Below are 26569 nucleotides of genomic sequence, written 5' to 3' on the forward strand. Positions count from 1 at the left end.
CAGGAATTGTGCAGCGGCGTCACATCAGATCAGTAGCCCTGACCCTTCTTCTCTTCGTAGACCTTCATCGGTTCGTCGGCCGGCGTGTAGAGTTTCGACTCGGTCTGGATCCACTTGGCCGGAGCCTTCTTGTCCTTCAGATAGGCTTCGAGCGCATCGAAGGCCGGACCTGCCATATTCGGCGTCAGCTCGACCGTGGCATTGGCCTCGCCTTCGGACATCGCCTTGAAGATATCCGGCACGGCGTCGATGGAGACGACGAGGATATCCTTGCCAGGCTTCAGGCCGGCTTCCTTGATCGCCTGGATGGCGCCGACAGCCATGTCGTCGTTATGGGCGTAGAGAGCGCAGATATCCTTGCCGCCATTCTCGGCCTTCAGGAAGCTTTCCATGACTTCCTTGCCCTTGGTGCGGGTGAAGTCACCGGTCTGGCTGCGAACGATCTTGAGGTTGTCGTGGCCGGCAAGAGCTTCTTCGAAGCCCTTCTTGCGGGCGATGGCCGGCGACGAACCGGTGGTGCCCTGAAGCTCGACGACATTGCACTTCTTGTCGCCGACGGTCTTGACCAGGAAGTCGCCTGCGACCTTGCCTTCATGGACCAGGTCCGACGTCACCGCCGTCAGGTAGAGATCGTCGGGAGCCTTGATGGTACGGTCGAGAAGGATGACCGGGATTTCGGCTTCCTTGGCTTCCTTGAGAACGTCGTCCCAGCCGGTTTCGACGACCGGAGCGATGAGGATGGCATCGACGCCCTGAGCAATGAAGGAGCGCAGAGCCTTGATCTGGTTTTCCTGCTTCTGCTGCGCATCGGCAAACTTCAGATCGATGCCGCGCTTCTTGGCCTGTTCCTTGGTCACGGTCGTTTCAGCCGCACGCCAGCCCGATTCCGAGCCGATCTGCGAGAAGCCGACAGTGAGGCCGGCGGCCGAAGCCGAACCGAACATGCAGGCAGCCAGAACCGTGGCACTCAAAAGTGCAGTCTTCAATTTCATGATTTCCTCCCAATGCCGCATCTCGCGGCGCAGGGTCAAAAAATCATATAGTATTACTTTTGTAAATCGGAATCTTGGGATGCATTGCAGCAAAAAAAGAGCGCCCAAAAGGGCGCTCTTCGCATCCGCGAGATGGCTTGCGGGATTATTTACCCGGCAGCTTGTCGTCCACACCTTCGACATAGAAGTTCATGCCAAGCAGCGTGCCGTCATCGGCCTTTTCGCCGGCCTTCAACCAGGGCGTGCCGTCCTGCTTGTTGATCGGGCCGGTGAAGGGGTGCAGTTCGCCTGATTTGATCTTGGCTTCGGTTTCCTCGGCCATCTTCTTCACGTCGTCGGGCATGTTGGTATAGGGCGCCATCGTCAGGATGCCGTCCTTGAGGCCATCCCAGCTCTGCTCTGACTTCCAGGTGCCGTCGAGAAGCGCCTTGACGCGCTTGACGTAATAATTGCCCCAGGTGTCGATGATCGCGGTCAGCTGGACGTTCGGACCAGCCTTGATCATGTCGGAAGCCTGGCCGAAGGCCTTGACGCCGCGCTGCTCGGCGACCTGCATTGGAGCCGTCGTGTCGGTGTGCTGGGTGAGGATATCGACGCCCTGGTCGATCAGCGCCTTGGCGGCATCAGCTTCCTTGCCCGGGTCGAACCAGGTGTTGACCCAGATAACCTTCATCTTGAAGTTCGGATTGACCGACTTGGCGCCAGTTTCGAAGGCATTGATGCCCATCACCACTTCGGGAATCGGGAAGGAGGCGATATAGCCGGCCGTGCCGGTTTTCGAGAGCTTGCCGGCGATAATGCCACTGATGTAGCGGCCTTCATAGAAGCGGGAATTGTAGGTCGCTACATTGTCGGCGGCCTTGAAGCCTGTCGCATGCTCGAACTTCACTTTCGGGAACTTCTTGGCGACGGCAATAGTCGGGTCCATGAAACCGAAGGACGTGGTGAAAATCAGCGAGCAACCGGAGCGGGCCATGCGCTCGATGGCGCGTTCGGCATCCGGGCCTTCCGGGACGCTTTCGAGGTAGGGCGTCTCGATCTTGTCGCCGAATTCCTTCTCGACCTGGAGGCGGCCGTTCTCATGGGCCTGCGTCCAGCCGCCGTCGGTGCGGGTGCCGACATAAACGAAGCAGACCTTGGTCTTGTCAGCCGCCTCGGCGGCCGAACCGATGCTCAGGACGAGAGCAGCTGTCGCTGCGAGAGCAAGTGCAAGTTTTCTCATATTGATCCCTGTTGGTTGGAAGTTTCGAAACCCGTCTGTTTGTTGTTGTTCACCGGTCCGGCACGAAAGCTTTGCCGAGCGAGGCCGGCGTATTGATCAACGTCGTGCGCCGATTATGCGAGATGATGATGAGGACCACAACTGTCGCCGCATAGGGCAGCATCGAGAGGAACTGCGAGGGAACGCCGATGCCGAAGGCCTGCGCGTGCAGTTGCAGGATCGTTACCGCCCCAAAGAGATAACCGCCGGCCAGCAGGCGCCAAGGCCGCCAGGAGGAGAAGACGACGAGCGCCAGCGCGATCCAGCCGCGCCCGCCGGACATGTTCTCTGTCCATTGCGGCGTATAGATCAGCGACAGCTGCGCGCCGGCAAGGCCGGCGCAGGCGCCGCCGAACATTACGGCGAGGTAGCGCATGCGGATGACGTCGATACCGAGCGCATGCGCCGAGGCGTGATTATCGCCAATGGCGCGGATCTTCAGGCCGGTGCGACTCTTGAAGAGGAACCAGTTGACGGCGATAACAAGCAGGATCGACAGGTAGAAGATCAGATCCTGCTTGAAGAGGACCGTTCCAACATAGGGAATGGCCGAAAGCACCGGGATTTCGATTGGCAGCAAACGGACGCCGGGCGCGCCGACGAAAGCCTCGCCGAGCATGCCGGAGGCGCCGAGGCCAAGGATCGTCAGCGCAAGGCCTGTCGCCACCTGATTGGCGACGAGCGTCAACGTCAGGAAGGCGAAGAGCAGCGAAAACAGCGCGCCGCTGACGACGCCGCCGACAATGCCGATATAGGCCGAGCCGGTGAGCTGTGCCGTGGCAAAGGCACCGACCGCGCCCATGATCATCATGCCCTCGACACCGAGATTGAGAACGCCGGAGCGCTCGGTCACGAGTTCGCCAAGTGCGGCGATGACGAGCGGTGTGGAGGCGGTGATGACGGTCAGCAGAATCGCTTCGAAGATGCTCATGCCGCCCCGCCCCTTACCCGCGACCAGACCAGGCGGATTTTGTAATAGATCAGCGTATCGCAGGAGAGCACGAAGAAGAGCAGCAGCCCCTGGAAGACGCGGGTGACCTTGTCGGAAACGCCGAGCGAAAGCTGAGCTGCCTCGCCGCCGAGATAAGTCAGCGCCAGCACCAGGCCCGATGCGATGATGCCGAGCGGATTGAGGCGGCCGAGGAAGGCGACGATGATGGCGGTGAAGCCGTAGCCCGGCGAGATCGCCGGCTGCAGGTGGCCGATCGAGCCGGAAACCTCGCTGATGCCAGCAAGGCCGGCAAGAGCGCCCGAGAAGAGAAAGCTGAACCAGATCATCTTCTTCGACGAGAAGCCGGCAAAGCGCCCTGCCCGCTCCGATTGGCCGAGTACGACGATCTCGAAGCCTTTCAACGTATAGCGCAGCATGAACCAGGCGCCGACCGCCGCAATGATGGCGAAGATGAAGGCCCAATGGGCGCGGCCCGACTCTTCCCAGATCGCCGGCAGCACCGCTTCCGGCGCGAAATCACGCGAGACTGGAAAGTTGAAGCCCTGCGGATCGCGCCAGGCGCCACGAATCAGCCAGTCGAGGAAGAGCTGGGCGATATAGACCAGCATCAGCGATGTCAGGATCTCATTGGTGTTGAAATGCGCTTTCAACAGTGCCGGAATGGCGGCGAAGAGCGCACCGCCGAGCGCGCCCAATATCAGCATCAGCGGCAGCACCAGCGGCGAATGCCAGTCGTAGAAGATGATCGGCAGATAGGAGCCGGTGATGGCGCCGATGGTGAACTGGCCTTCGGCGCCGATATTCCAGTTGTTCGACCGGTAACAGACGGCCAAGCCGACGGCGATCAGGATCAGCGGCGCGGCCTTGATTGCCAGTTCGTGCAGCGACCAGACCTCGAGCAGCGGCTCGATGAAGAAGGCGTCGAGTGCTTCGACCGGATCCTTGCCGAGCATGGCGAACATGATGGCGCCGAATACCAGCGTCAGGACAAGGGCAAGCAGCGGCGAGACGAAGGCGAAAAGCTTCGAGACGTCGGGCCGTTTTTCAAGTTCAATGCGCATGGGGCGCCTCCGGGGCGGAGCTGCTCTCGTGCAGTCCGCCCATCAGCAAGCCGATCCTTTCCCGCGTCAGTTCGCCCGCCGGAAACGGGCGGGAAAGACGGCCTTCGCAGATGACGGCAATATCGGTAGCCACTTCGAAGATCTCGTCGAGATCCTGGCTGATGACGACGACGGCCGAACCGCTTCTTGCGAGATCAACGAGCGCCTGGCGGATGCGGCTCGCCGCCCCGGCATCGACGCCCCAGGTCGGCTGGTTGACGACGAGCACCGCCGGCTGGCGGTCGAGCTCGCGGCCGACGATAAATTTCTGCAAGTTGCCGCCCGACAGCGAGCCAGCGGCCGGGTCATCGCCGCTCTTGCGGACATCCATGGCCTCGGAAATGCGCCTTGCGGCGGATTTCACTGCCGCGTGGCGGATGATGCCGAGCAGGCCCAGAAACGCCTTGCGATCCGATTGATTGCGGGCAAGGACGAGATTGTCCGACAGTTTCATGGCGGAGACGGCGGCATGGCCATGGCGCTCCTCCGGCACGAAGCCGGCGCCGAGAAGACGGCGGGCGGTAATACCCTGGTTGCCGACCGGCTTTTTGCGGATGACGATCGCCTCGGCCGCGGCGACCGGATATTCGCCGGAGAGAGCATCGAAGAGCTCGCTCTGGCCGTTGCCCGCGACACCGGCAATGGCGAGGATCTCGCCGGAGCGCACCGCCATCGACACATCGCGCAGCGGCATGGCAAAAGGGGTGCGCGCGGCGACGGAAAGACTGGCGACGGCAAGCTGCACCTCGCCTCTGTCACTACGCTCCGGATGCGTGACAACAGCCACTTCACTGCCGACCATCATGCGGGCGAGCGAGGCCGGCGTTTCCTGTTTCGGATCGCAGGCGCCGGTCACGCGACCATGGCGCAAGACGGTGGCGCGATCGCAGATACGCTGCACCTCTTCCAGGCGGTGGCTGATATAGAGAACCGAGCGCCCTTCGGCGCGGAGCTTGAACAGCGTCTCGAACAGCCTGTCCGCCTCCTGCGGGGTCAGCACAGAGGTCGGCTCGTCGAGGATGATCAGCTTCGGGTTCTGCAGCAGCGCGCGGACGATCTCGATGCGCTGGCGCTCGCCGACTGAGAGATCGGCAACATGGGCATGCGGATCGAGCGGCAGGCCGTAGGCGACCGACAGCGCCCTCGCCTCCTCGGCGATTTTGTCGATCGGGATGGCGTGATCGAGCGACAGGGCAATGTTTTCGGCAACCGTCAGCGCCTCGAACAGCGAAAAATGCTGGAAGACCATGCCGATGCCGAGCTTGCGGGCTTCGCCCGGCGAGGTGATCGCAACCGGCTGGCCTTGCCAGAGGATATGCCCGCCCGTCGGCTCGAGAACGCCGAACAGCATCTTCACCAGGGTGGATTTGCCTGCGCCATTTTCGCCGAGAAGCGCATGAATTTCGCCCGGCGCGATATCGAGATCGATTTCATTGCAGGCTGCAAAGCCACCGAAGAACTTCGTCAGCTTCTGGACCGATAATAACGCGCCGGAATCCGGCACATTCAATGGCGACACGTTCCCCTCATTTCTTCTGCCAACCGGTCCGTTCGGATCTCATGGAATCAGCAGCGTCGTTCCTGTTGTTTTTCTTGTTTCCAGATCTGCGTGAGCCTGCCCAACCTCACGCAACGGATAGGTTTGATTGATATTGATACGCACTTTGTTGCTTTGCACAATATCAAATAGCGCTTTCGCACTGTCGATCAGTTCCTGGCGCGCGGCGATATAGGTGAAGAGCGTCGGCCGCGTCGCAAAGAGCGAGCCCCTCTGCGCCAGCATTGCAAGGGTGAAATTCTCGATCGGACCGGAGGATTGGCCGAAGGAGGCAAAAAGGCCACGCGGTTTCAGACAATCGAGCGACTGTGGAAAAGTATCCCGGCCGATCGAATCGTAGACAACATCCACGCCCTTGCCGCCGGTGATGTCGCGGACACGGTCGACGAAGCTGTCACTCTTGTAGTTGATCACATGGTCGTAGCCATGGGTGAGCGCCAGCTCGATCTTGTCTTGCGACCCCGCCGTCCCGATAACGGTGGCGCCGAGCGCCTTTGCCCATTGGCCAGCGATCAAGCCGACGCCGCCGGCAGCGGCGTGGAACAGCAGGACCGTCTGCGGGCCGACCTTGAAGGTGCGGTTCAAGAGATATTCGGCAGTCATGCCCTTCAGCATCATCGCCGCTGCCGTTTCGAGCTCGATTCCCTCGGGCACATGCACCAGATGCCGCGTCTCGACATTGCGCTCGGCGCTATAGGCGCCGTCGGCACTGGCGTAGGCGACACGGTCGCCGACCTTGAAACCCTCGACGCCGGGGCCGACCGATGTCACGGTGCCGGCGCCCTCCTTGCCGGTGACGAAGGGCAGATGCGGCGTCTTGTAGGTGCCGTTGCGGAAATAGACATCGATGAAATTAAGCCCGACCGCCGCCTGCCTGATCTGCACTTCGCCCGCCGAGGGTGAGGGAAGATCGATCTCGACATAGTCGAAAACCTCCGGCCCGCCCGTCCTCGAGAATGAAACCGCCTGCGTTTTGGTCATCTGCCTATCCTAAGCTTCGCGTCCAAGGGCGGGGAAGAATTGCAGCACCGCGCCGATGACGTAAAGATAGGCGCCGGTCACGATGAAGAGAATGAGCGCCCATTCGGGCGTGTCGAAATGCATCAGCAGCGAAAAAATGCCGAGCGCCGACCATAGGAAAAAGACGCCGAGGTTGAACGGGCGCAGCCTTTTGACCCGAACCGGGTGGAGGAAATTGATCGGCAGAAAGGTCAGCACCACCGAAACGATAACAACGGTGAGCGCCGTCGTGGCGCTGGCATCGATGACGAACAGCGTGAAGACGATCATGTTCCAGACGACGGGGAAGCCGGAGAAGAAATACTCATCCGTCTTCATGCCCATATCGGCATAGTAGATGGCGCTGGAGACGACGATCATGCCGGCGGCGACGAAGGACCAGGGCTCGCCGATCATGCCGCTCTGATAAAGCGCGAAGGCCGGCAGAAGCACATAGGTGACGTAATCGATGATATTGTCGAGCGTATCGCCCGACCAGTTCGGCAGCACTTCCTTGACGCGCACCTTGCGGGCAATCGGCCCGTCTATGCCGTCGACGAGAAGCGCAAGTCCCAGCCACCAGAACATGTCGATGAAGCGGTGCTCGGCGGCGGCAACGACACCGAGAAAGGCAAGGAAGGAGCCGGATGCCGTCAGGATATGGACGGAAAAGGCGCGCATCTCCGCGTAAGGAACACGCTTGTAGTTGAAAATCTTCATATTCCCCCGACCGCCCTATCGCGCTCGCCCCGGCAAGCATCTTTTTTTTCGCCACCATCGCCGAACCCTGTTGCTGAATCGGGTTCGACGCCGTAGGTCTTTGTTGTCGCACCGTTTTTGCCGAAAATCGGCATCCGTTTCCGGCGTGCTGCTCTAATATGCATCCTTTGCCGGGCTTCGCCAGCGGGAAATACGACATTCCCCGCCAGCCATTGAATCCTGACAATGACATGCATATTTCCCTTTAGAAGCGTCGCGTGGAATGGAATGCCTTTAATTCCGGCCCGATATGTAATATCTCGCTCGCATCCGACAGTTCATCCGACGAAAACGGGATCCGCTACCGAAATGAACGCGCCTGCAAAGACCGAAGACTTCGCCTTGTCCATCCCCGCCGGCGTCTATGCCGAGACGGTGCTCGATGTCACGCACTATACCGACCGGCTCTTCCGCTTCACGATGACCCGGCCGCAGGGCTTCCGTTTCCGTTCCGGCGAATTCGCGATGATCGGCCTGATGGTCGAGGGCAAGCCGGTGTTCCGCGCCTATTCGATCGCCAGCCCCGCCTGGGCCGAAGAGCTTGAATTCTTCTCGATCAAGGTGCCAGACGGCCCACTCACCTCCCATTTGCAGGCGATCAAGCCGGGCGACCAGGTGCTGATGCGCAAGAAGCCGACGGGCACGCTGGTGCTCGATGCGCTGACGCCCGGCCGTCGTCTCTACATGTTCTCGACGGGAACGGGCATTGCGCCTTTCGCCAGCCTGATCCGTGATCCCGAGACCTATGAGAAGTTCGAGGAAGTCATCCTCACCCATACGACACGCGATGTCGCCGAGCTGAAATACGGCTTCGACCTCGTGCACGAAATCCAGAACGACGAGTTGCTGAAGGAAGTCGTCGGCGACAAGCTGCGCCACTATCCGACAGTCACCCGCGAGGACTTCGAATATCGCGGCCGTATCACCGACCTGATCTCTTCCGGCAAGCTGTTTACCGATCTCGGTGTGCCGCCGCTCGACCCCGTGATCGACCGCGGCATGATCTGCGGTTCCTCGGCCATGCTGAAGGATACCAAGGAACTGCTCGAGAAGGCCGGCCTCGATGAAGGCGCCAACAGCAAGCCCGCCGAATTCGTCATCGAGCGCGCTTTCGTCGGCTGAGGTTTTTCTCGACAATCAGATCTGACAGCGGCTCCGGAAACGGGGCCGTTTCTATTCCTGGCTGAGATAGTTGATCAGCGTCGCCATGGTGGCGCGCGCTTCATCCGGCCTGCCCTCATGGATGGCGCGGATGACGGCGACGTGCAGCGAGATAGCGCGATCCATGCGCTCCGGGCTTGCCTTGGAGTACCAGAGGCGACGTGAATGTGTCTGCACCGGGCCGAGTGCTGCCGTGATGAAGCCGTTCGGGCAGGCATCTTCAAGGATTTCATCGAAGGCCTTGTCGGCGGCGAAGAAGCCGGCGAGATCGCCGGTGACGGCACATTCCTCCATCGCGCGGGCGCAATCGATGAGGCGCGCGCGCTGTTCGTCGCTCGCATGTTCGGCAACGAGGCCTGCTGCGATCGGCTCCAACTCGCGGCGCACCTGCATGACATTGCCATGATCCGCAGGCGCGATCTCGGTGACCTGCAGCCCGACGCGCGGCTTCACCAGGATCAGCCCCTGCCAGGCGAGCTTCTGGATCGCCTCCCGCACCGGCGTACGCCCGTGGCCCGCCATATCGATCAGCTGCTTTTCAGTGACAAGCGCGCCTGGCTTCAACGCCAGCGTCACGATCAGATGCTCCAGCGCCAGATAGGCAAGATGGCTCTGAGAAGTCTGCAATAAGGAGCTCCGTCGCCAAGTCTGATATATCACATAGTGACATGGTCAAAAACCGAAGGCAAGTCGGCATTGAAATATCAGAATAGAGACAGATAGATAACATTCGCGAGCCTGCTGACAATCGGCGAATGGCATTGCAGGCGCGGGCATCTACTCCGTGAATGGCTCCTGCCGACCACCCCACTCTCCGTCGTGCTCGGGCTTGAGCCGAGCATCCACTACGCATCCATCAGCAGCGGCGGCATGGATCCTCGGCTCAAGGCCGAGGAGGACGGAGAGCGGTTGGCTTTCTCGCCAACCTCGCCCTCGCCTATAGAGGGCAAACCGCGTCGGCTGTTTCCTCAGGCCGGCACCTTCCCTCGATCACCCCTTGCGAAACGCCCGGCTGGAAACCGAGATCGAATTTTGACATGGGTCTTTTGCATTGGCGAACTGATAGCCATCGGCCTTATGGATGGCACCGAACTCCAGGCCATTCTCCGCGCATCGACTGCAAAAGGCCTCGACATCCTCCACGTCGAAGACCAGCTTGACCGTGGATTGGCCGCTCCGCTGCCCCTTGGCGGCCTGGTGCAGCATGATATTCGCACCGCCGTCCTGAGCGATGAGTTCAATGATCCTGTCGCCCGGCAGGCTGGTCGCCTTGAAACCGAAGTGCCTCTCATAAAAGCGCGCCGTTTCCTCGACATTCCCAGCATAGATCACCAGCCTATTGAGCGGCATGATGTGCTTGGCCTCCGATAGCGGTTGCGTTCGATTGACAACAGTAGAGAGACATCATGCGTTTTGCCACGGCGCATTATTCGTGCCGCAGCGCCTCGATGGGATTGAGTTGCGCTGCCCTTCTCGCTGGGAAATAGCCGAAGATCATGCCGATCGCGGCAGAGAAGAGGAAGGCGACGGCGACCATGAGCGGACTGAAGACGAAGGGCACCTTCAGGAGCGTCACGGCGCCGAAGCCGAGGCTCAGGCCGAGCACGATGCCGGTGATGCCGCCGAACAGCGACAGCGCCACCGCCTCGACCAGGAACTGGGTAAGAACCTGGCTTTCGAGCGCGCCGATCGCCAGCCGGATGCCGATCTCGCGGGTTCGCTCGGTAACGGAGACCAGCATGATGTTCATGATGCCGATGCCGCCGACGAGCAGGCTGATCGCGGCAACGGCGCCGAGCAGGCCGGTCAGCAGCGTCGTCGTGCCGGTCATCGCCTCGGCGATCTGGGTCATATCGTTGACATTGAAATCGTCCTGGCGGCCGGGCACGATCTTGCGGCGCTCGCGCAGGAGATTTTCGACATCGGACTGCACCTTGGCCGTGGAGACGCCGTCGCGCGCCGAGATGATGATCTGCGGCACGTTGCTGCTGCCGCTGATGCGCCGCTGGAACACCTTGACCGGCATGATGACGACATCGTCCTGGTCATTGCCCATGCCGGACTGGCCGCGCTTGGCAAGCACGCCGATGACGGGGCATGAGACCTTGCCGACGCGGATCTGCTGGCCGGTGGGGTCGGCGCTGCCGAAGAGCTCCGAGCGCACCGTTTCGCCGATGATGCAGCGCGCCTGGCCGCGTTCCTCGGCGGGGAGGAAATTGCGGCCCAGCGCCAGGTTCCAGTCCTGTGCGATGAAATAGTCGTTGGTGGTGCCGGAGACGCTGGTCGAATGGTTCTGGCCGCCGAAAATCACGGTCGCCGTCGACTGGTTGAGCGGCGCCACGGCCCTGAGGCCGCCGATCTGGTCGCGGATGGCCGCGACGTCCTTGACGCTGAAGCGCTTGGCCTCGGAGCTCGCCCGGCCGGGGCCGAACTGGCCGGGACGGACGAACAGCATGTTGGTGCCGAGCCGCGACAACTCGGTCGAGACCTGCGCGGTGGTGCCGTTGCCGATCGTCACCAGCGCGATGACGGCGGCAACACCAATGACGACGCCGAGCACGGTCAGGAACGAGCGCAGCATGTTGCGGCTGATGGCCCGCAGCGCCAGCTTCAGCGTCTCAAAGAACATGATCCGCCCTCCTCCGGTGCTCGACCTCGGTCTCCAGCTTGCCGTCGACGAAACGCAGCAGCCGCTGGGCATAGGCGGCGATATCGGGCTCGTGGGTGACCATGACGATGGTGATGCCTTGCTCGCGGTTCAGCCGCGTCATCAGATCCATGATCTCGACGCTGGTCTTCGTGTCGAGATTGCCGGTGGGTTCGTCGGCCAGCAGCAGCGCCGGCTCGGTGACGATGGCGCGGGCGATGGCGACACGCTGCTGCTGACCGCCTGACAGTTCCTGTGTTTTGTGATGTTCGCGCCCGGTGAGACCGACCAGCGCCAGCGCTTCGCGGGCCCGCTCGCGCCGCTCGCGCACCGCCATGCCGCGATAGATCAGCGGCAGTTCGACATTTTCGACGGCCGAGGTGCGCGACAGGAGGTTGAAGCCCTGGAAGACGAAGCCGAGCATGTGGCGGCGCAGCAGCGTCAGTTGGCTGCGGTCGAAGCCGCTGGTCGGAATGCCTTCGAAGATGTAGTCGCCGGCACTCGGCACATCGAGGCAGCCGAGAATGTTCATCGCCGTCGATTTGCCGGAGCCAGACGGCCCCATGATCGCGACGAATTCATGGGCGTTGATCGCAAGGTCGACGTGGTCGAGCGCGCGGATCGCCGCCTCGCCCTCGCCGTAGATTTTCGAGACCTGTCTGAATTCGATGAGCGGCGGGCTTGCCATCCGTCTCTCCGCCTAGTTCGCACGCGTCGTGGCGTCGGTCACCAGTGCGTCGTTTTCCTTGATGTCGCCGGAGACGACCTGGGTAAACTGGCCGTCGGATGAACCGACCTGGATGACAACAGGCGCCGGGCGGCCGTTGCGCAGCACCCAGACGCGGCGCTCAGCGCCCTTCAGCGCCGGACCGGCATTGTTGCGCTGGCGCGGCGGGCCGAAGATGCCGAAAATGCCGCGGCCGCGCCTTTCCGCCTGCGCCGGGGCGTAGCGCAGCGCAGCGTTCGGCACCATCAGCGTATCCTTGACGGCCTCGACGGTGACGTCGGCGGTCGCCGTCATGCCGGGGCGCAGCAGCAGATCGGCATTGTCGACGGATAGAACCGCCTTATAGGTCACGACATTGTTGACCACTTCGGAGGCGAAGCGGATCTGCTCGATCTCGGCGGGAAAGGTCTGGTCGGGATAGGCGTCGACGGTAAACTTCGCCTTCTGGCCGACGGCGATCTGGCCGACATCGGCCTCGTCGACATCGACCTGCAGCTCCATCTTCTTCAGGTCGCCGGCGATGGTGAAAAGGATCGGCGCCGAAAGCGAGGCTGCGACCGTGGCGCCCGGATTGACGGAGCGGGTGAGGATGACGCCGTCGATCGGCGATATGATCTTCGCCTTGGCGAGATTGACTTCGGCAAGCTGCAGGTCGGCCTCCGAGGCCAGGACCTCGGCCTCATTGATCTGTTTGGCGGCGACGGCGGAATCATATTTGTAGCTGGCGTCATCGAGGCTCTGCTGGGTGGAGACGTTGCTCCTGACCAGGCTTTTCAGCCGCTCGAGAGAGGTGCCTGCCGATTGCATATCGGCATTGGCTTTGACGACGTTCGCCTTGGCCGAATTGAGCTTGGCGCGCGAGCTCTTCACATCGGCCTCGAGCTTGTTGGTGTCGAGCAGGGCAAGCACTTCGCCTGATTTGACCGTGCTGTTGTAATCGACATTGACGTCGCGGACCGTGCCGGAAAGCTCGCTCGATATATCCACCTGCTCGGTCGGCTGTACCGAGCCGGTGGTGGTGACGAGCACCGTCAAATCACCGCGTTTTACCGGCTGGGTGGCATAGCTCAATTCGCTTTGCCCACGGCCCATGTAGAAATAAGCGGCGACTGCTGCGGCAACGATGAGAATCAGCAGGATGAGCAGGCGTCCGCGCCAGCGGCCACGCTTGCCCTGCCGTCCCGATGCGGCCAGGATCGCTGCGAGATCGGACGCTGCGCCTGTCTTTGCTCCGGTCTCGCTGCCGCTTACGATTTTGTTCATGTCGTCCTCAATCCGTCAGTGGCCGCCTGCGGCCTCTGTGGTGAAATAATCACAGTGCAGATGAACCGGCGATTAGCGTGCCGCCGAACTGGCACGGAATTGCGGATGGGTGAAATGAAATCTTGGTAAGGAAAGGTTGGTTCAGGCGCCGAAAGCGTCCGTCAATCCGCATCCTCGGCATATTGGTCCGCGCCGGGCAACGAATGCAACCAAGGCTCGCGCCGCTTGATCCAGACTTCATAACCAGGCGCAAGGTCGGTCGGCGGAGTGTCCAGGGACCCCAGGCGGATTTCCGCCTCGTCATCCCTAAGGCAGAAAAGCCTGCTGCCGCAGGCGGGGCAGAAGCTGCGGCCGGCGAAGGTGGCGATCTCGCCGCTGTGGGAAAAAGCCCGGCGCGGCCAGACCGCGAAGAAGGTGAAGGCGGAGCCGCTAGATTTGCGGCAATCGGCGCAGTGGCAGAGGCCGGTGCGCAACGGCTCGCCCTCCAGCCTGTAGGCCACCGCCCCGCAAAGGCAGCTTCCGGTTCGGATCCTCATAGAACGCCTTCAGGCGTCGAGATTGGTCGGCAGGCCCGGCGGACGCCGCTTTGCCGCCATCAACAGGTCGAGTTCGGTGGCCGACGGGCCGAACTTGTCGTAGAGGCGCTTTGCCTCCTTGTCATCCAACCGGTATTTCCTGGCAAATTCGCCGATGCTATAGGGGCGGCCACGCAACACTCTCCGCGCCGGGGTCGCCGTATTCGGTGCGTCGGTCATGGTTTTCTCCTTTTCGTCACGTCCCCTTTAAGCTAGTGCGACCTGTCGATTTGGAAAGAGCCGGCGCGCCGCATCAAGGCTTCCGGCATGCGGGAATGCGGTTGTTTTCCTGGAACCTTTTCGCCGATATGCGCATCTTCGGACCGAGGTTGCGGGCCGCGCCAAGCGGACGCGGCGGTGCTGGAGAACATCGGGATTTTTCCGCTTTCTCCCGGTGGCCAATGGCAGTCGAGCTCCCTACCCGCCCGGTACGCTTCCTCCTCCGCTCTGTTCGAACGGAAAACCGCTGCCCACTTTTGCGCGACATTCGTTAAGACAGGCGCCGACCATCCTCGCCGAAGAGGTGCAGCACATCGGGGTCGAGATGCAGCGGCAGGCTGTCGCCCGATTTCATCCGCTGCTGGCCGGCAAAAACCGCAATCAATTTCTTCCCGGCTGCGTCGGCGTGGACGACGGTCTCCGAGCCCAGTTCCTCGACAAGGGTGACGCGGGTGTCCAGCCTGCCCGCTGAGTCCGCATCGGCAAGCGTGATGTGTTGCGGCCGGATGCCGATGCTGACCCTTTCGCCCGTCGCGCGTGCCTCCTTGGCAATCACGGAAAGACGATGGCCGCCGACGGTTTCGACCTCAGCGAAACCGCCCTCGTAACCGACAATCGCACCTTCGAGAAAATTCATGTGCGGCGCGCCGATGAAGCCGGCGACAAAGCGGTTGGCCGGCTTGTTGTAGAGTTCCAGCGGTGTTCCCACCTGCTCGATCCTGCCGCCTCTCAACACGACGATGCGGTCGGCCAGCGTCATTGCCTCGACCTGATCGTGGGTGACATAGATCATCGTCGCCTTCAGGCGAGCGTGAAGGGCCGCCAGTTCGGCGCGCATGCTGACCCTGAGTTCGGCGTCGAGATTGGATAGCGGCTCGTCTAGCAGGAAGGCATCCGGCCGTCGCACGATGGCGCGGCCGATCGCAACGCGCTGGCGCTGGCCGCCGGAGAGCTGGCCCGGACGGCGCTGCAGGAAAGGCTCGATCTCCAGCATGCGCGCGGCGTCGGTGATGCGCGCTTCGATTTCGGCTTTCGCCACCTTGGTGTTCTCGAGACCGAAGGCGAGGTTTTCCCTGACGCTCATATGCGGATAGAGCGCATAGGACTGGAAGACCATGGCCAGGCCGCGATCGGCGGCGCTGATAGCGGTAACATCCTTGCCGTCGATGGCGATGCTGCCGCCTGTGGGCTTATCGAGGCCGGCGATCAGGCGCAGCAGCGTCGATTTTCCGCAACCGGAAGGGCCGACGAAAGCGACGAACTCGCCGTCGTTGACATGAAGCGAGACATCGCGAATGACCTCGACGGCGCCGAAATTCTTGACGATTTTCCTGAGCTCGAGCCCGCTCATGCACTCTCCTGTTTCTTATACTAAGATTGGCCTATTTGAGCCCCGAGCCGGCAATGCCCGTCGTAATGAAGCGCTGCAGGAAGACGAAGATCAGCACGACCGGGATCATCGAGACGACCGTCATGGCGAGGATATAATGCCATTGCACATTGAGCTCGCCGGCATAGACGTTAAGGCCGACCTGCAGCGTATAGAGTTCCTTGCGCGACAGCACGATCAGCGGCCACAGGAAGTCGTTCCAGCGCCAGACGACCGAGAAGATCGCCAGCACCGCCAGCGCCGGCGCCGACAGCGGCAGGATGATGCGCCAGTAGATCTGCCATTCGCTGGCCTTGTCCATACGCGCGGCGTCGAGCAATTCGTCGGGGATCGTCAGCATGTATTGCCTGAGCAGGAAGACGCCCGTCGGGGTGGCGACCGTCGGCAGGATGACGCCCCAGAGGCTGTCGAAGAGGTTCAGCGTGCCGATGACGGAATAGAGCGGCACGACGATGACCGAAAGCGGCACCATCAGCGTCGCCAGGATCATCAGCATGACGGCGGTGCGGCCGGGAAACTGGTATTTCGACAGCGCGAAGGCGGCCATGGAATTGACGAGCAGCGTAATGGCCGTCGCCACGACGGTGACGAAGACAGAGTTGCGCAGGAACAGGAAGAAATCGAAGCGCTGGAACGGTTCGGTGTAGTTGCCGCCGGCGAATTCGACCTGGCGCACCGGTGTGCGGTCCTTGATATTCGCTTTGACGATTTCGCCGGGCTGTTTCGGATCGACCATCTGGCCGATGATGCCGATGCGGCGCACTTCGGCGAGCACACGTGTGCTGCCATCCGGCATTGCGACATTATAGAGCGGCAACGGCTTGTCGTAGCCCGGCACCACTGCCTGTTCGGTGACATAGGGCAGGAAGGAGGGCGGGAACTCGGCAAGGGCCGCCGGCGTCTTGAAGGAAGAGAAGACCAGCCAGACGGCCGGGCCGAACATCAGGAAGACGCCGGAGATCAGCCAGATCCAGGTGACCACATCCGTCCAGTGCCAGCCTCGTCCTCGGCGGCGGAGCAGAAAGGCAGAGACAGCGCTCATTGGCGTGCTCCCTTCTTCTCATTGCGGCTACTGACGCCGAGCTGGACCAGCGTCAGGATGACGAGGACGATACCCATCAGGATCGAGGCGGCCGACGCCAGTCCCGGATTGCGCAGCGAACTCGCAAAGCCGGTCTCATAGATATATTGGGTGATGTACATGGTGCTGGTGCCCGGGCCGCCGCCGGTCAAAACGAAGACCTCGTCGAAGATCTGCACGGCGCGGATCAGCGCCAAGACCAGCACGACGATGAGGTTCGGCATCAGCAGCGGCAGGGTGATGCGTCGGAAGATGCGGATCGGACGGGCGCTGTCCATCGCCGCCGCCTCGTAGAGATCGCGCGGGATTGCCTGCAGGCCGGCGAGCAGGATCAGCGCATAAAAGCCCATATGCGCCCAGACCGAGACGAAGACGGCAAAGAAGAAGGCCCAGAAACGATCGCTGAGCCAGGAGAAGGGCTCGAAGCCGAAGGGGCTCAGCGCATAGTTCAACAGGCCTTCGCGCTGCAGGATCCATTTCCAGATCAGGCCGACGACGACGGGCGACAGCAGCACCGGGAAGAAGAAGACGGCGCGCCAGAAGCCGCGATTGGAAAGCTCGCGGTTGAGGATCAGCGCCGTTGCGAGCGCTGCGATCAGCATCACTGTGACCTGGAAGACGACGAAGACGGCGGTGTTGCGCACCGCCGCCCAGAAGGTGTCGGCAGCACAGGTCGAGGGATCGAGATAGCTGCGGCAATCGAAGAGGATGCGGTACTGGTCGGCGCCGACATAGGTCCTGTTCTGCAGGAAGATGGCGCTGCCGCTGGTCGTCGAATAGATGAAATTGATGACCAGCGGCAGCAGCACGAAGACGGTGAAGATCAGCATGTTGGGCGCCAGGAAGACGCCCGCCATGCCGTTCAGCCCGGTCAGTTTCTGCCAGCCACGCATGGGAATGTCGACGATCCCCATGGCAAGCCGGACAGGCGCCAAGAGCGCCTGCCGCAGACCGGTTCTCGCCGGTGGTTCAGAAGAAACCGTCTTCGCCGTCATCTGTTCTTCCGTCAGTTGCCGGCGACCTTGGCCTTGATATCCTCGTCGATGCGGGCATAGGCGTCGTCGAGCTTCATTTCGCCGGCGATCACCTGGCTGATGCGGGCAACGATGGCGCTGTAATAGGCATCCGACCACTTCCAGCCGGGCAGCTTCATGGCGGGTGCCGCCGTCTGGCCGGCCGCTTCGACAAAGGCCTTCAGCGCCGCCTGCACATGCGGATTGTCGGTCTTGAAGTCCATCTGGCCGGCGGCAACACCCTTATGCGCGGGAATGAACAGGCTGCGTTCGGCAAATTCCTTCTGCACGTCGGCACCTGCCAGGTAATCCATCACCTTGGCGACGTCCTTCGGGTTCTTGGTGTATTTGACGGCAACCAGACCGGCGCCGCCCTGCATGCCGGAGCATGCGGCCGAACCGCAGGGACTGCCCGCCATCACCCAGTCGAAATTGTCGCCAATCTTCTGGGCGAAGCCCGAAACCTGCCAGCTGCCCGAATAAAGATAGGCAAGGCCGCCATTGATGAAGTCCTCGGCGGCGGAGCGGTAGGTGGTGCCGGCAGCACTGACCCAGACATCCTTGTTGATGGTGCCGTCCTCGTTCCACTTGACGAAGCGGCTGAGGAAGTCCTTGGCGCCCTGATCGATCGGCGCCGGCTTGCCGTCGGCGGCAATGTAGTTGGCGCCGTAGGAGATGTTCGGGCCGGAGACACGGTGGCCGGAGCGGTCGATCGCCATGGCGAAGACCTTCTGGCTGTCGGCAACCTTCTTGGCGGCCGCCGCCCAGTCGTCCCAGGTGGCTTTCGGGCCGGGGATCTCGACGCCGGCCTGCTCGAACAGCGTCTTGTTGACGAAGCCGCCGGTTAGCGTCAGCTGCGTCATGAAGCCGGTGATGGCGTTCGAGCCGTCCGGACGCATCCAGTCGGCCTGGGCGCCGAAATTATCCTCCCAATATTTCGCATCGGTGAGGTAGGGCCGAAGATCGAGCCAGTGCTGCGCCGGCGCCTTCAGATTGGTGAGGCGGGCGATATCCGGCCCCTGCCCGGCTTCAAGCTGCACCGGCAGCTGTTCCTTGACGACGTCGTAGGAGACCTCGTCGAGGATGACGTTGACGTCTGGATTGGCCTTCGAGAAGCGCGAGAGCAGGTCCTTGATCACCTCGCCTTCGCCGCCGTCGGAATACCACATGATGCGCACGTCACCGGCATGGGCGGCAACGGAACTCAAGAGAACTGCAGCAAAAGCCGCGCCGATCGATTTCATTCTGGTCATTTTCTCCTCCACTTGACCGATCAATTCCTGCGTCCGGCCGGTCCTCCACCTGCCGGACACGTCGTCTACGAGGCCGCGCGCCGAGGCTGCCTGGCCGGTATCTTCAGATGTACCGCGTCTCCCCGCACCGACCAGTCCGTCGGGCGAAGAATACGGCCTTCGGCACGCACGGTGCCGTCCTCTTCGAAGACGACCCGGCCATAATCCGGATCGATAACGATCAACGCGCCCTCGTCGTCGCGGCGGGCCGAAAGCGTGGCGAAACGCGCCTGCATTTCGTCAACGCTACCCTCGCGCCCGAGATCGGAGAGACGGACGATCCAGCGGCCGTTGCGGCCGGCCAGACGCAGCTCGATATCCGTCGTCGGGCCTTGCTTTACCGGCTCCAATGCTCCGTTGCCGATCACCATCGCAATACCGTTGCCGGAGCGGGCGAGCGCCAGATTGCCGTCGAACACCGTGTCGTCGAAGGCCTCGAGCGGGAACCAGGCATGAGTGAAATCCGGCTGGCCCTCATGGATCTCGAAATCGAGGATCGCCAGATCGCGATACTGATGCACGCGCGGCAGCGTTCCGCAGCCGCCCCAGAAGCTCGGCCGGCCATAACCGAACTGGATGGTTTCGCCGGGATGGTTGATCCAGATCTGCGCTTCCGGCCGGCTGCCCAGACGCAGGTGCAGCACTGTCTCCTGGTAGCCCCAGGCGCCGGGACGATAATGGGCGATGGTGCCGAGTGCAGTGTCACGGGTCTTATAGTGATAGAGGGCGGCGAAACGGTTCTCGCCCTGGGAAAAGGTCCATTCCTGCGCGTCGTCGGACTGGTGCGCGGCAATTTCGGCAAGCGCTTCTGGAAAACGCAGGCCATGATCGCGAATGCAGACGGCAAGCTGCGGCAAAGCGTGAACGCGCCGGCCGTACCAGCCGCGGCCCCAGAGCAGCCGGGCGATGGCGGAGAGTTCGACCGAGCGGCCTGGGCGCAGCGTATGTTCGTAGGAGCGGCCCTGGCTACCGGTCAGCATGCCGTGATGGGCCGAGCGGGCGACGATCTCCATCAGGCGGACGATGCTGGCGGCCGCCCGGTTGCGGATCGTCTCATCCGGCGCGCAGGCGGCGAGCGCCGTCAGCCCCTTGAGATCGATCGGGAAATAGGGGACGGAATTCCACTCGGCCATTTCCCAGCGCTCGAAATGATCGAGCCAGGCGCGGACACGCTGCTCGCCGACCTGCATCTGCTCAGCGCCGGTGCGGCCGGAACGGACGAAGACGGCATCCGGGAACAGCCTGCCGCCGAGATAGGCGGCGGTATGGAAGAGAAGCGCGTGGTTTTCCGAAAAATACCACTGAACGTCGTTGCCGGGCTCATCCATCCAGAAGCGGTAATTGAGGACAGCGTGCTCGATCCTCTCGCGCAGCGCAGGCGACAGCAGATCGCTCCAGCGCGTATAGGCAAAGAGCAGCGGCACCAGCACGAAATCGGCGCAGTCGTGACAATCCTCGATGACCGGCAGCATGGCCGAGATCATCGCTTCGGTTTCCTCGCCACCCTGCCCCAGCGCAAGACGCGCGAAAGCGCAGACCGTGTCGGGCTCCGAATGGGCAGCGACCTCGGCCAGCGCCTCGGCGACGCGGTCCTCAGGGGTGGCGGGTGCCTCCCCCTGTCGCTCAGGATGACAGATCTCGACGCCGAGCGTGCGACCGAGCGAAAGCGAGCCTGTTTTGAAGGTGATGCGGAAATGGCGGAAATCGGCGGGCATATCCGCCGAGGTGCCGAGTTCCAGCTTGGTTGCTCCGGCTTCCAGATCGAAATCATAATCGAAGCGCTCGATCGACATGAAGTCGCCTTCGATCTCGACATGGCAGCTCAGCGCCACCGGCAGCGGCGCGGGAAAAAGGATCGTCACATCTTCGCCGAGATAGGCGGTGCGGTCGAAGCGCATGCCTTCGAGGATCGTCTCCAGCGCATCCGCATCGCCGGCGGCGATGGGAACGGGAACTGATGTTTCGACCTCAGGCCCTTCGACATAATCCAGCTGGAAATAGAAACGGGCGTCGCGCTCGGCGAGATCGTCGAAATAGACGCGGATCTCGTTGAGGCCGGCCGCCAGCTCGACCTCGAACAGCTGCTCGGCTTCGAGATTGCGCTGGTAAGGCGCCATGAAGCCCTGCTCGCAGCCATTGACGAAGAGGATCGCGCCGCCGCAGGTCGACAGGCGAAGCGTCGCACGCCCCACTGAGCGGGCATCGAGGAAGGTGCGCGCCCAGCAGCCGATGCGCGTCGGGCGAAACCAGAAGCCGGAGAGATCGACACGCGGGGAAGCAAAGGGAAGCCACCAGCGAACGGCCTCGAATTCGGCAGCCGGCTGCGGCCGCCTGTCCGAAAAGGCCTTCTTGAATTCGGTGCGGCAGGGATATTCATGCGGGATGAAATTCTTCGTCTTGGTGACGAAGAAAAACGGATCCATGCTGCCTTCCATCGGACGGTCGGCGACGTCATAGCGCTCCTGCCACAGATTGGCGAGCTGCCAGTAGACGATCGGGCTATCCTTCGCCGTTGCACGGAGGAGATGGGATTGCTGCTCAGCGGTCATGCTTCAGCCCGCCCCAGAACAGCTAGAGCATGATGTCGTCCGAAAACCGCTCACACTTTTCGGCATCATGCTCGATCCTTGAGACCCCGGGTAAAACGCCGACGCATGGACTGGCCGTCTAGCCGCATCTTCAAAGCCTCCCTGCTCTGCCGCTTGTCGCGGACTCCTCAGGCAACAATTGTGCATAGGCATTCCATTTGCGCAATCTGAAAGATTTTTGCATAGTAGCTGGAAGCGAGGAGACGACATGGCGGCGGAAGAGAAAAAAGGCAGGCGCACGCGCCTCGACGACATTGCCGCCCGATGCGGCGTCTCGATCAGCACGGTGTCGCGTGCGCTGGCCGGTGAAAAGGGCGTCAGGCCGGAGATTCGCAAGCTGGTGCTGGAAACGGCAAGTGCGGTCAGCTACGCCCTGCCGGCCAGCGTTGCCGGCAAGAAGGTCATGCTCGTCGCCTCCGGCGCAGCGATGATCGACTATGTCCGCAACCAGTTTACACTCTATGTGCTCGAAGGATTGAATGCGCGTGCCGCCGCCCTCGGCATCGAACTGGCGATGCGCCCGGTCGCCGACAAGGGAGATGAAGCCCGCGTCGTCGCCGAGATGCGTGATGATCCGAGCTTCGGCGGCATGCTGATCCTGACCGTCGACGAAGAGGAGATGCTGGCGGCGGCGGCCGATCTCGGAAAGCCCGTCGTGCTGGTCAACAGCGACGATCCCTATATGCGGCTTTCGAGTGTGACGCCCTGCAACCGCTCGGCCGCCTTCATCGCCGCCGAGCGGCTGATCAAGGCCGGACATGAACGCATCCTGTTCATGCTGAGGCCGGGTCGGCGGACGATCGAGCGGCGCCTTGAGGGTTGGCGCGATGCCCTGCAGCATCATGGGCTGACCGCGGATGCCGATCTGGTGCTCGAGGTCGACGACTGGCTGCCGGAACTCGGCGCCGAGGCGGTTACCCGTCTTGTCCGCGAGAAAGGCCTCTCCTTCACCGCCATCCTGACGGCGGGCGACAGTCTTGCCAATGGCGCGGTGCGCGGCTTGCAGGCGATGGGGTATGCCGTACCGCAGGACATCTCGGTCATGGGCATAGACGACCTGCCACAGTCGGCTTTTCTCAATCCGCCGCTGTCGACGGTGCATATTCCGATGCGCGAACTCGGTGCCACCGCGCTCGATCTGCTGCGCGACATGATGCTCGGCCTTGCGGCGCCGCGGCGACGGGTCGAGCTCGCCTGCCATCTCGTCGAAAGGGGTAGCGTTGCAGCCGTCAGGCATGTGCCTGCAGTTACGGAAGATCGCTGACGAGCCACGCCACTAAGTGCATGGCGTTGGTTCTAGTCGATTCAATGTCATCTTCGACGCCTCAGCCCTGGAGATTGCGGAGATCGCCCCTCATCCGGCTGCCGCCACCTTCTCCCCGTAAACGGGGCGAAGGGGATATGCCGCACCCTCTCCGTTCCGAGGGGCAGCTATCCGCGCAAACCGGACAGCAGTGGCACAAGACCGAGGGATATCAAGCCTCGATAAAACTCGCTTCGAACAGTTCTCGCGCATAGGCATCATGCGTGGTGCCGGCTTGCAGATCCGCTTTGGTGAGTTCGTCGACGAAGCAACCATTCTTCATGATCAACACCCGGTCGCACATATGGCCGATGACCGCGAGGTCGTGGCTGACAAGCAGATAGGTCAGGCCCTTTTCCTCGCGCTGATCGGCCAGCAGGTTGAGGATTTCGGCCTGGACCGAGACGTCGAGCGCCGATGTCGGCTCGTCGAGCAACAGGATGGGCGGTGACAGGATCAGTGCCCGGGCGATTGCCACCCTCTGCCGCTGGCCACCGGAAAGCTCGTGCGGAAAACGGTTTGCGAAGCTCGCCGGCAAACCCACCTGGATTAACGCCCTCTCGACCTTCGACCAGATGTCCGAATGGCCCATGGCGCGTAGCGGCTCGGCCAAGGCGGTGCCGATGCGATGGCGCGGATGCAGGGATCCGTAAGGGTCCTGAAACACCATCTGAGCGAATTTCAGCTCCTCGCGGGAGCGCTTCTTGCCGATCGGTTTGCCGCCAAGCTCGATGTGACCGGTCCAACCAGACTCCATGCCGGCGAGGCAACGCAGCACCGTCGATTTACCGCATCCGGATTCACCGACAATACCCAGCGTCTCCCCCTGGCCAACCTGAAAACTGATGCCTCTGACGACATGGTTGCTTGATTTGCCGGAGGCAAAGACGACATCGAGGTCACGCACATTGATCATTGCGCCGTCTCCAGATCGAGTTTCGTCCTGTCGAGAACAGCAAGCCGGCGAACCGGGTTCCTGGGGTCGGGCAGCGCAGCGATCAGCCCGCGGGTATAGGGATGGCGAGCATCCTCGAGACGGGTCAGGGTCTCGACGATCCGGCCGGCATACATGACGATGATGCGCTCACAAAAGGCTGCCACCATGCGAATGTCGTGGCTGATCAACAGCAGTCCGGAATTATTCTCGCGCACCAACTCATCGAGCAGCAGCAGCACGTCCTTTCGGACGCTGACATCAAGCGCCGAGGTCGGCTCGTCGGCGATGACAAGCTTCGGCCGCGCCAACAGCATCATGGCGATCATCACGCGCTGGCCCATGCCGCCCGATATCTGGTGCGGATAAAGCGCCATGACCCGCTCCGCATCGCTGATGCGCACGCGCTCCAGCATGGCGCGGGCAGCCTCATGCGCCTGTTTCTTGTGAAGACCGAGGTGAAGGCGCGCGGCTTCGGCGATCTGCTTGCCGATCGAGAGCACCGGATTCAGCGAATAGCGCGGATCCTGCATGATCAGCGCGATGTCCTTGCCGCGTAGCGCTCCCATCTGACGCTCGCTCTTTGAAAGCAACGGATCGCCGCCGAGATCCATGCGTTCGGCCGAGACCACCGCGGCCGGCGGCAAAAGGCGCATGATGGCGCGACCCGTCGTCGATTTGCCGGAACCGGATTCTCCGACGATCCCGACGCGTTCGCGCCCGACGTCGAAACTGACGTTGGAAACGGCGGGCACGGCGCCTCGGCCGAAACGGACGGTCAATCCTTCGACGGAAAGAACGGGCTGCAGATCACGATCTTGCATTTCACGATCTGGCATGGCGAGGATCCAATAGGTCGCGCAGAGCATCTCCGGCGATGTTGAAGGCAAGGCTGGTGAGGAGGATGGCGATACCCGGCATGACGGCAACCCACCAATAATCCAGCATGAACTTGCGGCCGCTGGAGATCATCGCGCCCCATTCCGGCGCCGGCGGCTGGGCGCCAAGGCCGAGGAAGCCAAGCGAAGCCGCCGTTAGAATGATGCCCGCCATGTTGAGCGTCAGGCGAACAATGACGGAGGGAACGCACATCGGCGCGATATAGAGAAGAAGGATGCGCATCGGCGAGGCGCCATAAAGACGGGCGGCGACCACATAGTCGGCGTTTCTGACGACAAGGGCCTCGGCGCGCGCGAGCCTCGCAATCGGCGGCCATGCGGTCAGCGAGATCGCGATGATGGCCGTGGTCAAGCCGGCGCCGAGTGCCGCAGCAAAAGCCAGGGCCAGGATCAGCGACGGGAAAGAGAGAACGATATCGGTGGCGCGCATCAGCAGCGCATCGGTGCGCCCTCCGAAGAAGCCGGCAACGACGCCGATCAGCAGGCCGATCGGCCCGACGATCAAGGAGATCGACAGCACGGTCTGGATGGTGATGCGCGTGCCGAAGATGAGGCGGCTCAAGATATCCCGACCGAATTCGTCCGTGCCCGCCAGATGCGCGAGGCTCGGCGGCTGCAAGGCCTCGCCAAGCGACTGTATGGCCGGATCGTAGGGCGCCAGGAGCGGCGCGAAGATCGCGACAATGCAAAGTAGACCGAGGATGACGAAACCGGCAAGACCGAGCGGCTCGTGGGCCAATTTGCGGCCGGCGCGCGCAAACGACGCCGCGATACGGGTCAACACACTTGGCGGGCGGATATGAATCTCGCTGCGGATGACGTCGCTCATCGGGCCGCCTCCCGCATACGCGGATCAAAGACGGCGTAAGCGACGTCGGCCAGGAAGTTCAACAACATGAAAATGAATCCCACAATGATGGTGCCGGCGACGATGGCGTTCATGTCGCCGATCATCAGGGCGTTTGTCATGTACTGGCCAATGCCCGGCCAGGAGAAAACGATCTCGGTCACGACAGCGCCTTCGAGCAGACCGCCATAGGAAATGGCCAGGATGGTGATCAGCTGCACCGCAATGTTCGGCAGGACGTGGTGCCAGATCGTGCCGAGCGGGCTCACACCCTTGGCTCGGGCCGCAATGACATAATCCTGGCTCAACTGCTCCAGGGTGAAGCTGCGTGTCATGCGGGTGATGTAGGCCATCGCCGCATAGGCGAGGATGACGGCCGGCAGAATGATATGGCCGAGCGCATTCCAGAAGATTTCCGTCTCGCCCTGCAGCAGGCTGTCGACCAACAACAGCCCGGTTTGCGGCGTGACGAGGCCTTCGTAAAAGACATCGATCCTGCCCGGCCCGCCGACCCAGTTGAGGCCGGCGTAGAAGATGACAAGGCCGACGATGCCGAACCAGAAAACCGGGATCGAATGACCGACGAGTGCGACCACCCGGGCCGTCTTGTCAATGAAGCTGTCGCGAAACAGCGCCGCGACCAGCCCGAGCGGAACTCCGACGAAGGTCGAAATGATCACCGCCAGCGTCGCGAGTTCGAACGTCGCCGGAAAGGCTTGAGCGAGATCCGAAGAGACGGGATTGCCGGTGAGGACGGCCGTGCCGAAATCACCATGCGCCAACCCGTTCAGATAGAGGAAAAACTGCTGGTAGATCGGCAGATCGAGCCCCAGGCGCGCCCGCATGGCCGCATAGGCTGAGGGATCGGCGAGCTCGCCGACAATCGCGCCGACCGGATCGGTGGGCAAGACGCGGCCGATCACGAAGGTCACACATAAGAGGATGAACAGGCTGACCAGCAAATGCGCCAGGCGTCGGCCAAATTCGGCTACGGAGAGTTCCTTCATGA

The 26569-nt window shown here is 62.1% G+C and carries 25 protein-coding genes; 2 read left to right on the forward strand and 23 right to left on the reverse strand.

Annotation, left to right across the window (positions count from 1 at the left end; translation table 11 throughout):
• Window positions 1-29 precede the first annotated feature (29 nt).
• The 7 genes from ytfQ to pcsA form a co-directional block, all read right to left on the reverse strand.
• A complete protein-coding gene (gene ytfQ, locus FFM53_RS01740; RefSeq protein ID WP_138389220.1) occupies window positions 30-992 on the reverse strand; it encodes a galactofuranose ABC transporter, galactofuranose-binding protein YtfQ in 963 nt (320 codons plus the stop codon).
• A gap of 145 nt (window positions 993-1137) precedes the next feature.
• Window positions 1138-2214, reverse strand: coding sequence for a BMP family ABC transporter substrate-binding protein (locus FFM53_RS01745; RefSeq protein ID WP_138389221.1), 1077 nt, complete (start codon window positions 2212-2214; stop codon window positions 1138-1140).
• 49 nt (window positions 2215-2263) lie between these two features.
• Window positions 2264-3184, reverse strand: a complete 921-nt coding sequence (locus FFM53_RS01750) for an ABC transporter permease (protein WP_138389222.1) — start codon at window positions 3182-3184, stop codon at window positions 2264-2266.
• Complete coding sequence (locus FFM53_RS01755; protein WP_138389223.1) at window positions 3181-4266, reverse strand: ABC transporter permease; 1086 nt, start codon at window positions 4264-4266, stop codon at window positions 3181-3183. Before FFM53_RS01755 ends, FFM53_RS01750 begins: the two co-directional genes overlap by 4 nt.
• Window positions 4256-5824 carry an ABC transporter ATP-binding protein gene (locus tag FFM53_RS01760; RefSeq protein ID WP_138389224.1) on the reverse strand — a complete coding sequence of 523 codons (1569 nt, stop codon included), beginning with the start codon at window positions 5822-5824 and terminating at the stop codon, window positions 4256-4258. The genes FFM53_RS01755 and FFM53_RS01760 overlap by 11 nt, the downstream gene beginning before the upstream one ends.
• A 39-nt stretch (window positions 5825-5863) precedes the next feature.
• The gene (locus FFM53_RS01765; protein WP_138329506.1) at window positions 5864-6844 is read right to left on the reverse strand and encodes a quinone oxidoreductase family protein; all 981 of its coding nucleotides are present in this window, start codon (window positions 6842-6844) and stop codon (window positions 5864-5866) included.
• A 9-nt stretch (window positions 6845-6853) separates the two neighbouring features.
• The gene (gene pcsA / locus FFM53_RS01770) at window positions 6854-7582 is read right to left on the reverse strand and encodes a phosphatidylcholine synthase (protein WP_138389225.1); all 729 of its coding nucleotides are present in this window, start codon (window positions 7580-7582) and stop codon (window positions 6854-6856) included.
• A 348-nt stretch (window positions 7583-7930) separates the two neighbouring features.
• On the opposite strand from pcsA, the gene FFM53_RS01775 reads away from it, so the two are divergent.
• Window positions 7931-8743 (forward strand): ferredoxin--NADP reductase, encoded by an 813-nt coding sequence (locus FFM53_RS01775; protein WP_003539571.1) that lies wholly within the window; start codon window positions 7931-7933, stop codon window positions 8741-8743.
• Between the two features lie 51 nt (window positions 8744-8794).
• Here the strand turns inward: FFM53_RS01775 and FFM53_RS01780 are convergent, their stop codons facing one another.
• The 12 genes from FFM53_RS01780 to FFM53_RS01835 form a co-directional block, all read right to left on the reverse strand.
• Window positions 8795-9409 (reverse strand): GntR family transcriptional regulator, encoded by a 615-nt coding sequence (locus FFM53_RS01780; RefSeq protein ID WP_138389226.1) that lies wholly within the window; start codon window positions 9407-9409, stop codon window positions 8795-8797.
• Window positions 9410-9772: 363 nt separating this feature from the next.
• A complete protein-coding gene (locus FFM53_RS01785) occupies window positions 9773-10132 on the reverse strand; it encodes a VOC family protein (protein ID WP_138330053.1) in 360 nt (119 codons plus the stop codon).
• Between the two features lie 76 nt (window positions 10133-10208).
• Window positions 10209-11411 carry an ABC transporter permease gene (locus tag FFM53_RS01790; protein ID WP_138389227.1) on the reverse strand — a complete coding sequence of 401 codons (1203 nt, stop codon included), beginning with the start codon at window positions 11409-11411 and terminating at the stop codon, window positions 10209-10211.
• Window positions 11401-12117: an ABC transporter ATP-binding protein gene (locus tag FFM53_RS01795; protein WP_003539566.1), complete on the reverse strand. Its 717-nt coding sequence runs from the start codon at window positions 12115-12117 to the stop codon at window positions 11401-11403. The genes FFM53_RS01790 and FFM53_RS01795 overlap by 11 nt, the downstream gene beginning before the upstream one ends.
• A 12-nt stretch (window positions 12118-12129) precedes the next feature.
• Window positions 12130-13419 (reverse strand): efflux RND transporter periplasmic adaptor subunit, encoded by a 1290-nt coding sequence (locus tag FFM53_RS01800; RefSeq protein WP_138389228.1) that lies wholly within the window; start codon window positions 13417-13419, stop codon window positions 12130-12132.
• Window positions 13420-13580: 161 nt separating this feature from the next.
• Window positions 13581-13955, reverse strand: a complete 375-nt coding sequence (locus tag FFM53_RS01805; protein ID WP_138389229.1) for a GFA family protein — start codon at window positions 13953-13955, stop codon at window positions 13581-13583.
• A 9-nt stretch (window positions 13956-13964) separates the two neighbouring features.
• Window positions 13965-14174 carry a hypothetical protein gene (locus FFM53_RS01810; RefSeq protein WP_003539563.1) on the reverse strand — a complete coding sequence of 70 codons (210 nt, stop codon included), beginning with the start codon at window positions 14172-14174 and terminating at the stop codon, window positions 13965-13967.
• A gap of 310 nt (window positions 14175-14484) precedes the next feature.
• On the reverse strand, window positions 14485-15564 hold the full coding sequence (locus FFM53_RS01815; RefSeq protein WP_138389230.1) for an ABC transporter ATP-binding protein: 1080 nt from the start codon (window positions 15562-15564) through the stop codon (window positions 14485-14487).
• Window positions 15565-15595: 31 nt separating this feature from the next.
• Window positions 15596-16645: a carbohydrate ABC transporter permease gene (locus FFM53_RS01820; RefSeq protein ID WP_003539547.1), complete on the reverse strand. Its 1050-nt coding sequence runs from the start codon at window positions 16643-16645 to the stop codon at window positions 15596-15598.
• Window positions 16642-17679: a carbohydrate ABC transporter permease gene (locus FFM53_RS01825; RefSeq protein ID WP_138329511.1), complete on the reverse strand. Its 1038-nt coding sequence runs from the start codon at window positions 17677-17679 to the stop codon at window positions 16642-16644. The genes FFM53_RS01820 and FFM53_RS01825 overlap by 4 nt, the downstream gene beginning before the upstream one ends.
• Window positions 17680-17690: 11 nt before the next feature.
• On the reverse strand, window positions 17691-18950 hold the full coding sequence (locus FFM53_RS01830) for an ABC transporter substrate-binding protein (RefSeq protein ID WP_138389231.1): 1260 nt from the start codon (window positions 18948-18950) through the stop codon (window positions 17691-17693).
• Between the two features lie 65 nt (window positions 18951-19015).
• Entirely contained in the window at window positions 19016-21538 is a 2523-nt protein-coding gene (locus FFM53_RS01835; protein ID WP_138389232.1) for a hypothetical protein, read from the reverse strand.
• Window positions 21539-21785: 247 nt separating this feature from the next.
• On the opposite strand from FFM53_RS01835, the gene FFM53_RS01840 reads away from it, so the two are divergent.
• Window positions 21786-22841 (forward strand): LacI family DNA-binding transcriptional regulator, encoded by a 1056-nt coding sequence (locus tag FFM53_RS01840; protein ID WP_138389233.1) that lies wholly within the window; start codon window positions 21786-21788, stop codon window positions 22839-22841.
• A gap of 211 nt (window positions 22842-23052) precedes the next feature.
• Here the strand turns inward: FFM53_RS01840 and FFM53_RS01845 are convergent, their stop codons facing one another.
• Genes FFM53_RS01845 through FFM53_RS01860 form a run of 4 tightly spaced genes read right to left on the reverse strand, consistent with a single transcriptional unit; the run spans window position 23053 to window position 26567 of the window.
• Window positions 23053-23796, reverse strand: coding sequence for an ABC transporter ATP-binding protein (locus FFM53_RS01845; protein WP_138329515.1), 744 nt, complete (start codon window positions 23794-23796; stop codon window positions 23053-23055).
• The gene (locus FFM53_RS01850) at window positions 23793-24638 is read right to left on the reverse strand and encodes an ABC transporter ATP-binding protein (protein ID WP_138330055.1); all 846 of its coding nucleotides are present in this window, start codon (window positions 24636-24638) and stop codon (window positions 23793-23795) included. Before FFM53_RS01850 ends, FFM53_RS01845 begins: the two co-directional genes overlap by 4 nt.
• Before the next feature lies 1 nt (window position 24639).
• A complete protein-coding gene (locus FFM53_RS01855) occupies window positions 24640-25542 on the reverse strand; it encodes an ABC transporter permease (RefSeq protein ID WP_138389234.1) in 903 nt (300 codons plus the stop codon).
• Window positions 25539-26567, reverse strand: coding sequence for an ABC transporter permease (locus tag FFM53_RS01860; protein WP_065279877.1), 1029 nt, complete (start codon window positions 26565-26567; stop codon window positions 25539-25541). Before FFM53_RS01860 ends, FFM53_RS01855 begins: the two co-directional genes overlap by 4 nt.
• Window positions 26568-26569: the final 2 nt, after the last annotated feature.

This window comes from Rhizobium indicum, assembly GCF_005862305.2.
In the GTDB taxonomy this organism is placed as follows: domain Bacteria; phylum Pseudomonadota; class Alphaproteobacteria; order Rhizobiales; family Rhizobiaceae; genus Rhizobium; species Rhizobium indicum.

What these genes read in the sequence shown, in the direction of transcription:
- ytfQ (WP_138389220.1), bottom strand. Translation starts at nt 992, where the DNA reads ATGAAATTGAAGACTGCACTTTTGAGTGCCACGGTTCTGGCTGCCTGC.
- FFM53_RS01745 (WP_138389221.1), bottom strand. Translation starts at nt 2,214, where the DNA reads ATGAGAAAACTTGCACTTGCTCTCGCAGCGACAGCTGCTCTCGTCCTG.
- FFM53_RS01750 (WP_138389222.1), bottom strand. Translation starts at nt 3,184, where the DNA reads ATGAGCATCTTCGAAGCGATTCTGCTGACCGTCATCACCGCCTCCACA.
- FFM53_RS01755 (WP_138389223.1), bottom strand. Translation starts at nt 4,266, where the DNA reads ATGCGCATTGAACTTGAAAAACGGCCCGACGTCTCGAAGCTTTTCGCC.
- FFM53_RS01765 (WP_138329506.1), bottom strand. Translation starts at nt 6,844, where the DNA reads ATGACCAAAACGCAGGCGGTTTCATTCTCGAGGACGGGCGGGCCGGAG.
- pcsA (WP_138389225.1), bottom strand. Translation starts at nt 7,582, where the DNA reads ATGAAGATTTTCAACTACAAGCGTGTTCCTTACGCGGAGATGCGCGCC.
- FFM53_RS01775 (WP_003539571.1), top strand. Translation starts at nt 7,931, where the DNA reads ATGAACGCGCCTGCAAAGACCGAAGACTTCGCCTTGTCCATCCCCGCC.
- FFM53_RS01785 (WP_138330053.1), bottom strand. Translation starts at nt 10,132, where the DNA reads ATGCCGCTCAATAGGCTGGTGATCTATGCTGGGAATGTCGAGGAAACG.
- FFM53_RS01790 (WP_138389227.1), bottom strand. Translation starts at nt 11,411, where the DNA reads ATGTTCTTTGAGACGCTGAAGCTGGCGCTGCGGGCCATCAGCCGCAAC.
- FFM53_RS01795 (WP_003539566.1), bottom strand. Translation starts at nt 12,117, where the DNA reads ATGGCAAGCCCGCCGCTCATCGAATTCAGACAGGTCTCGAAAATCTAC.
- FFM53_RS01800 (WP_138389228.1), bottom strand. Translation starts at nt 13,419, where the DNA reads ATGAACAAAATCGTAAGCGGCAGCGAGACCGGAGCAAAGACAGGCGCA.
- FFM53_RS01805 (WP_138389229.1), bottom strand. Translation starts at nt 13,955, where the DNA reads ATGAGGATCCGAACCGGAAGCTGCCTTTGCGGGGCGGTGGCCTACAGG.
- FFM53_RS01810 (WP_003539563.1), bottom strand. Translation starts at nt 14,174, where the DNA reads ATGACCGACGCACCGAATACGGCGACCCCGGCGCGGAGAGTGTTGCGT.
- FFM53_RS01815 (WP_138389230.1), bottom strand. Translation starts at nt 15,564, where the DNA reads ATGAGCGGGCTCGAGCTCAGGAAAATCGTCAAGAATTTCGGCGCCGTC.
- FFM53_RS01820 (WP_003539547.1), bottom strand. Translation starts at nt 16,645, where the DNA reads ATGAGCGCTGTCTCTGCCTTTCTGCTCCGCCGCCGAGGACGAGGCTGG.
- FFM53_RS01825 (WP_138329511.1), bottom strand. Translation starts at nt 17,679, where the DNA reads ATGACGGCGAAGACGGTTTCTTCTGAACCACCGGCGAGAACCGGTCTG.
- FFM53_RS01830 (WP_138389231.1), bottom strand. Translation starts at nt 18,950, where the DNA reads ATGACCAGAATGAAATCGATCGGCGCGGCTTTTGCTGCAGTTCTCTTG.
- FFM53_RS01835 (WP_138389232.1), bottom strand. Translation starts at nt 21,538, where the DNA reads ATGACCGCTGAGCAGCAATCCCATCTCCTCCGTGCAACGGCGAAGGAT.
- FFM53_RS01840 (WP_138389233.1), top strand. Translation starts at nt 21,786, where the DNA reads ATGGCGGCGGAAGAGAAAAAAGGCAGGCGCACGCGCCTCGACGACATT.
- FFM53_RS01845 (WP_138329515.1), bottom strand. Translation starts at nt 23,796, where the DNA reads ATGATCAATGTGCGTGACCTCGATGTCGTCTTTGCCTCCGGCAAATCA.
- FFM53_RS01850 (WP_138330055.1), bottom strand. Translation starts at nt 24,638, where the DNA reads ATGCAAGATCGTGATCTGCAGCCCGTTCTTTCCGTCGAAGGATTGACC.
- FFM53_RS01855 (WP_138389234.1), bottom strand. Translation starts at nt 25,542, where the DNA reads ATGAGCGACGTCATCCGCAGCGAGATTCATATCCGCCCGCCAAGTGTG.
- FFM53_RS01860 (WP_065279877.1), bottom strand. Translation starts at nt 26,567, where the DNA reads ATGAAGGAACTCTCCGTAGCCGAATTTGGCCGACGCCTGGCGCATTTG.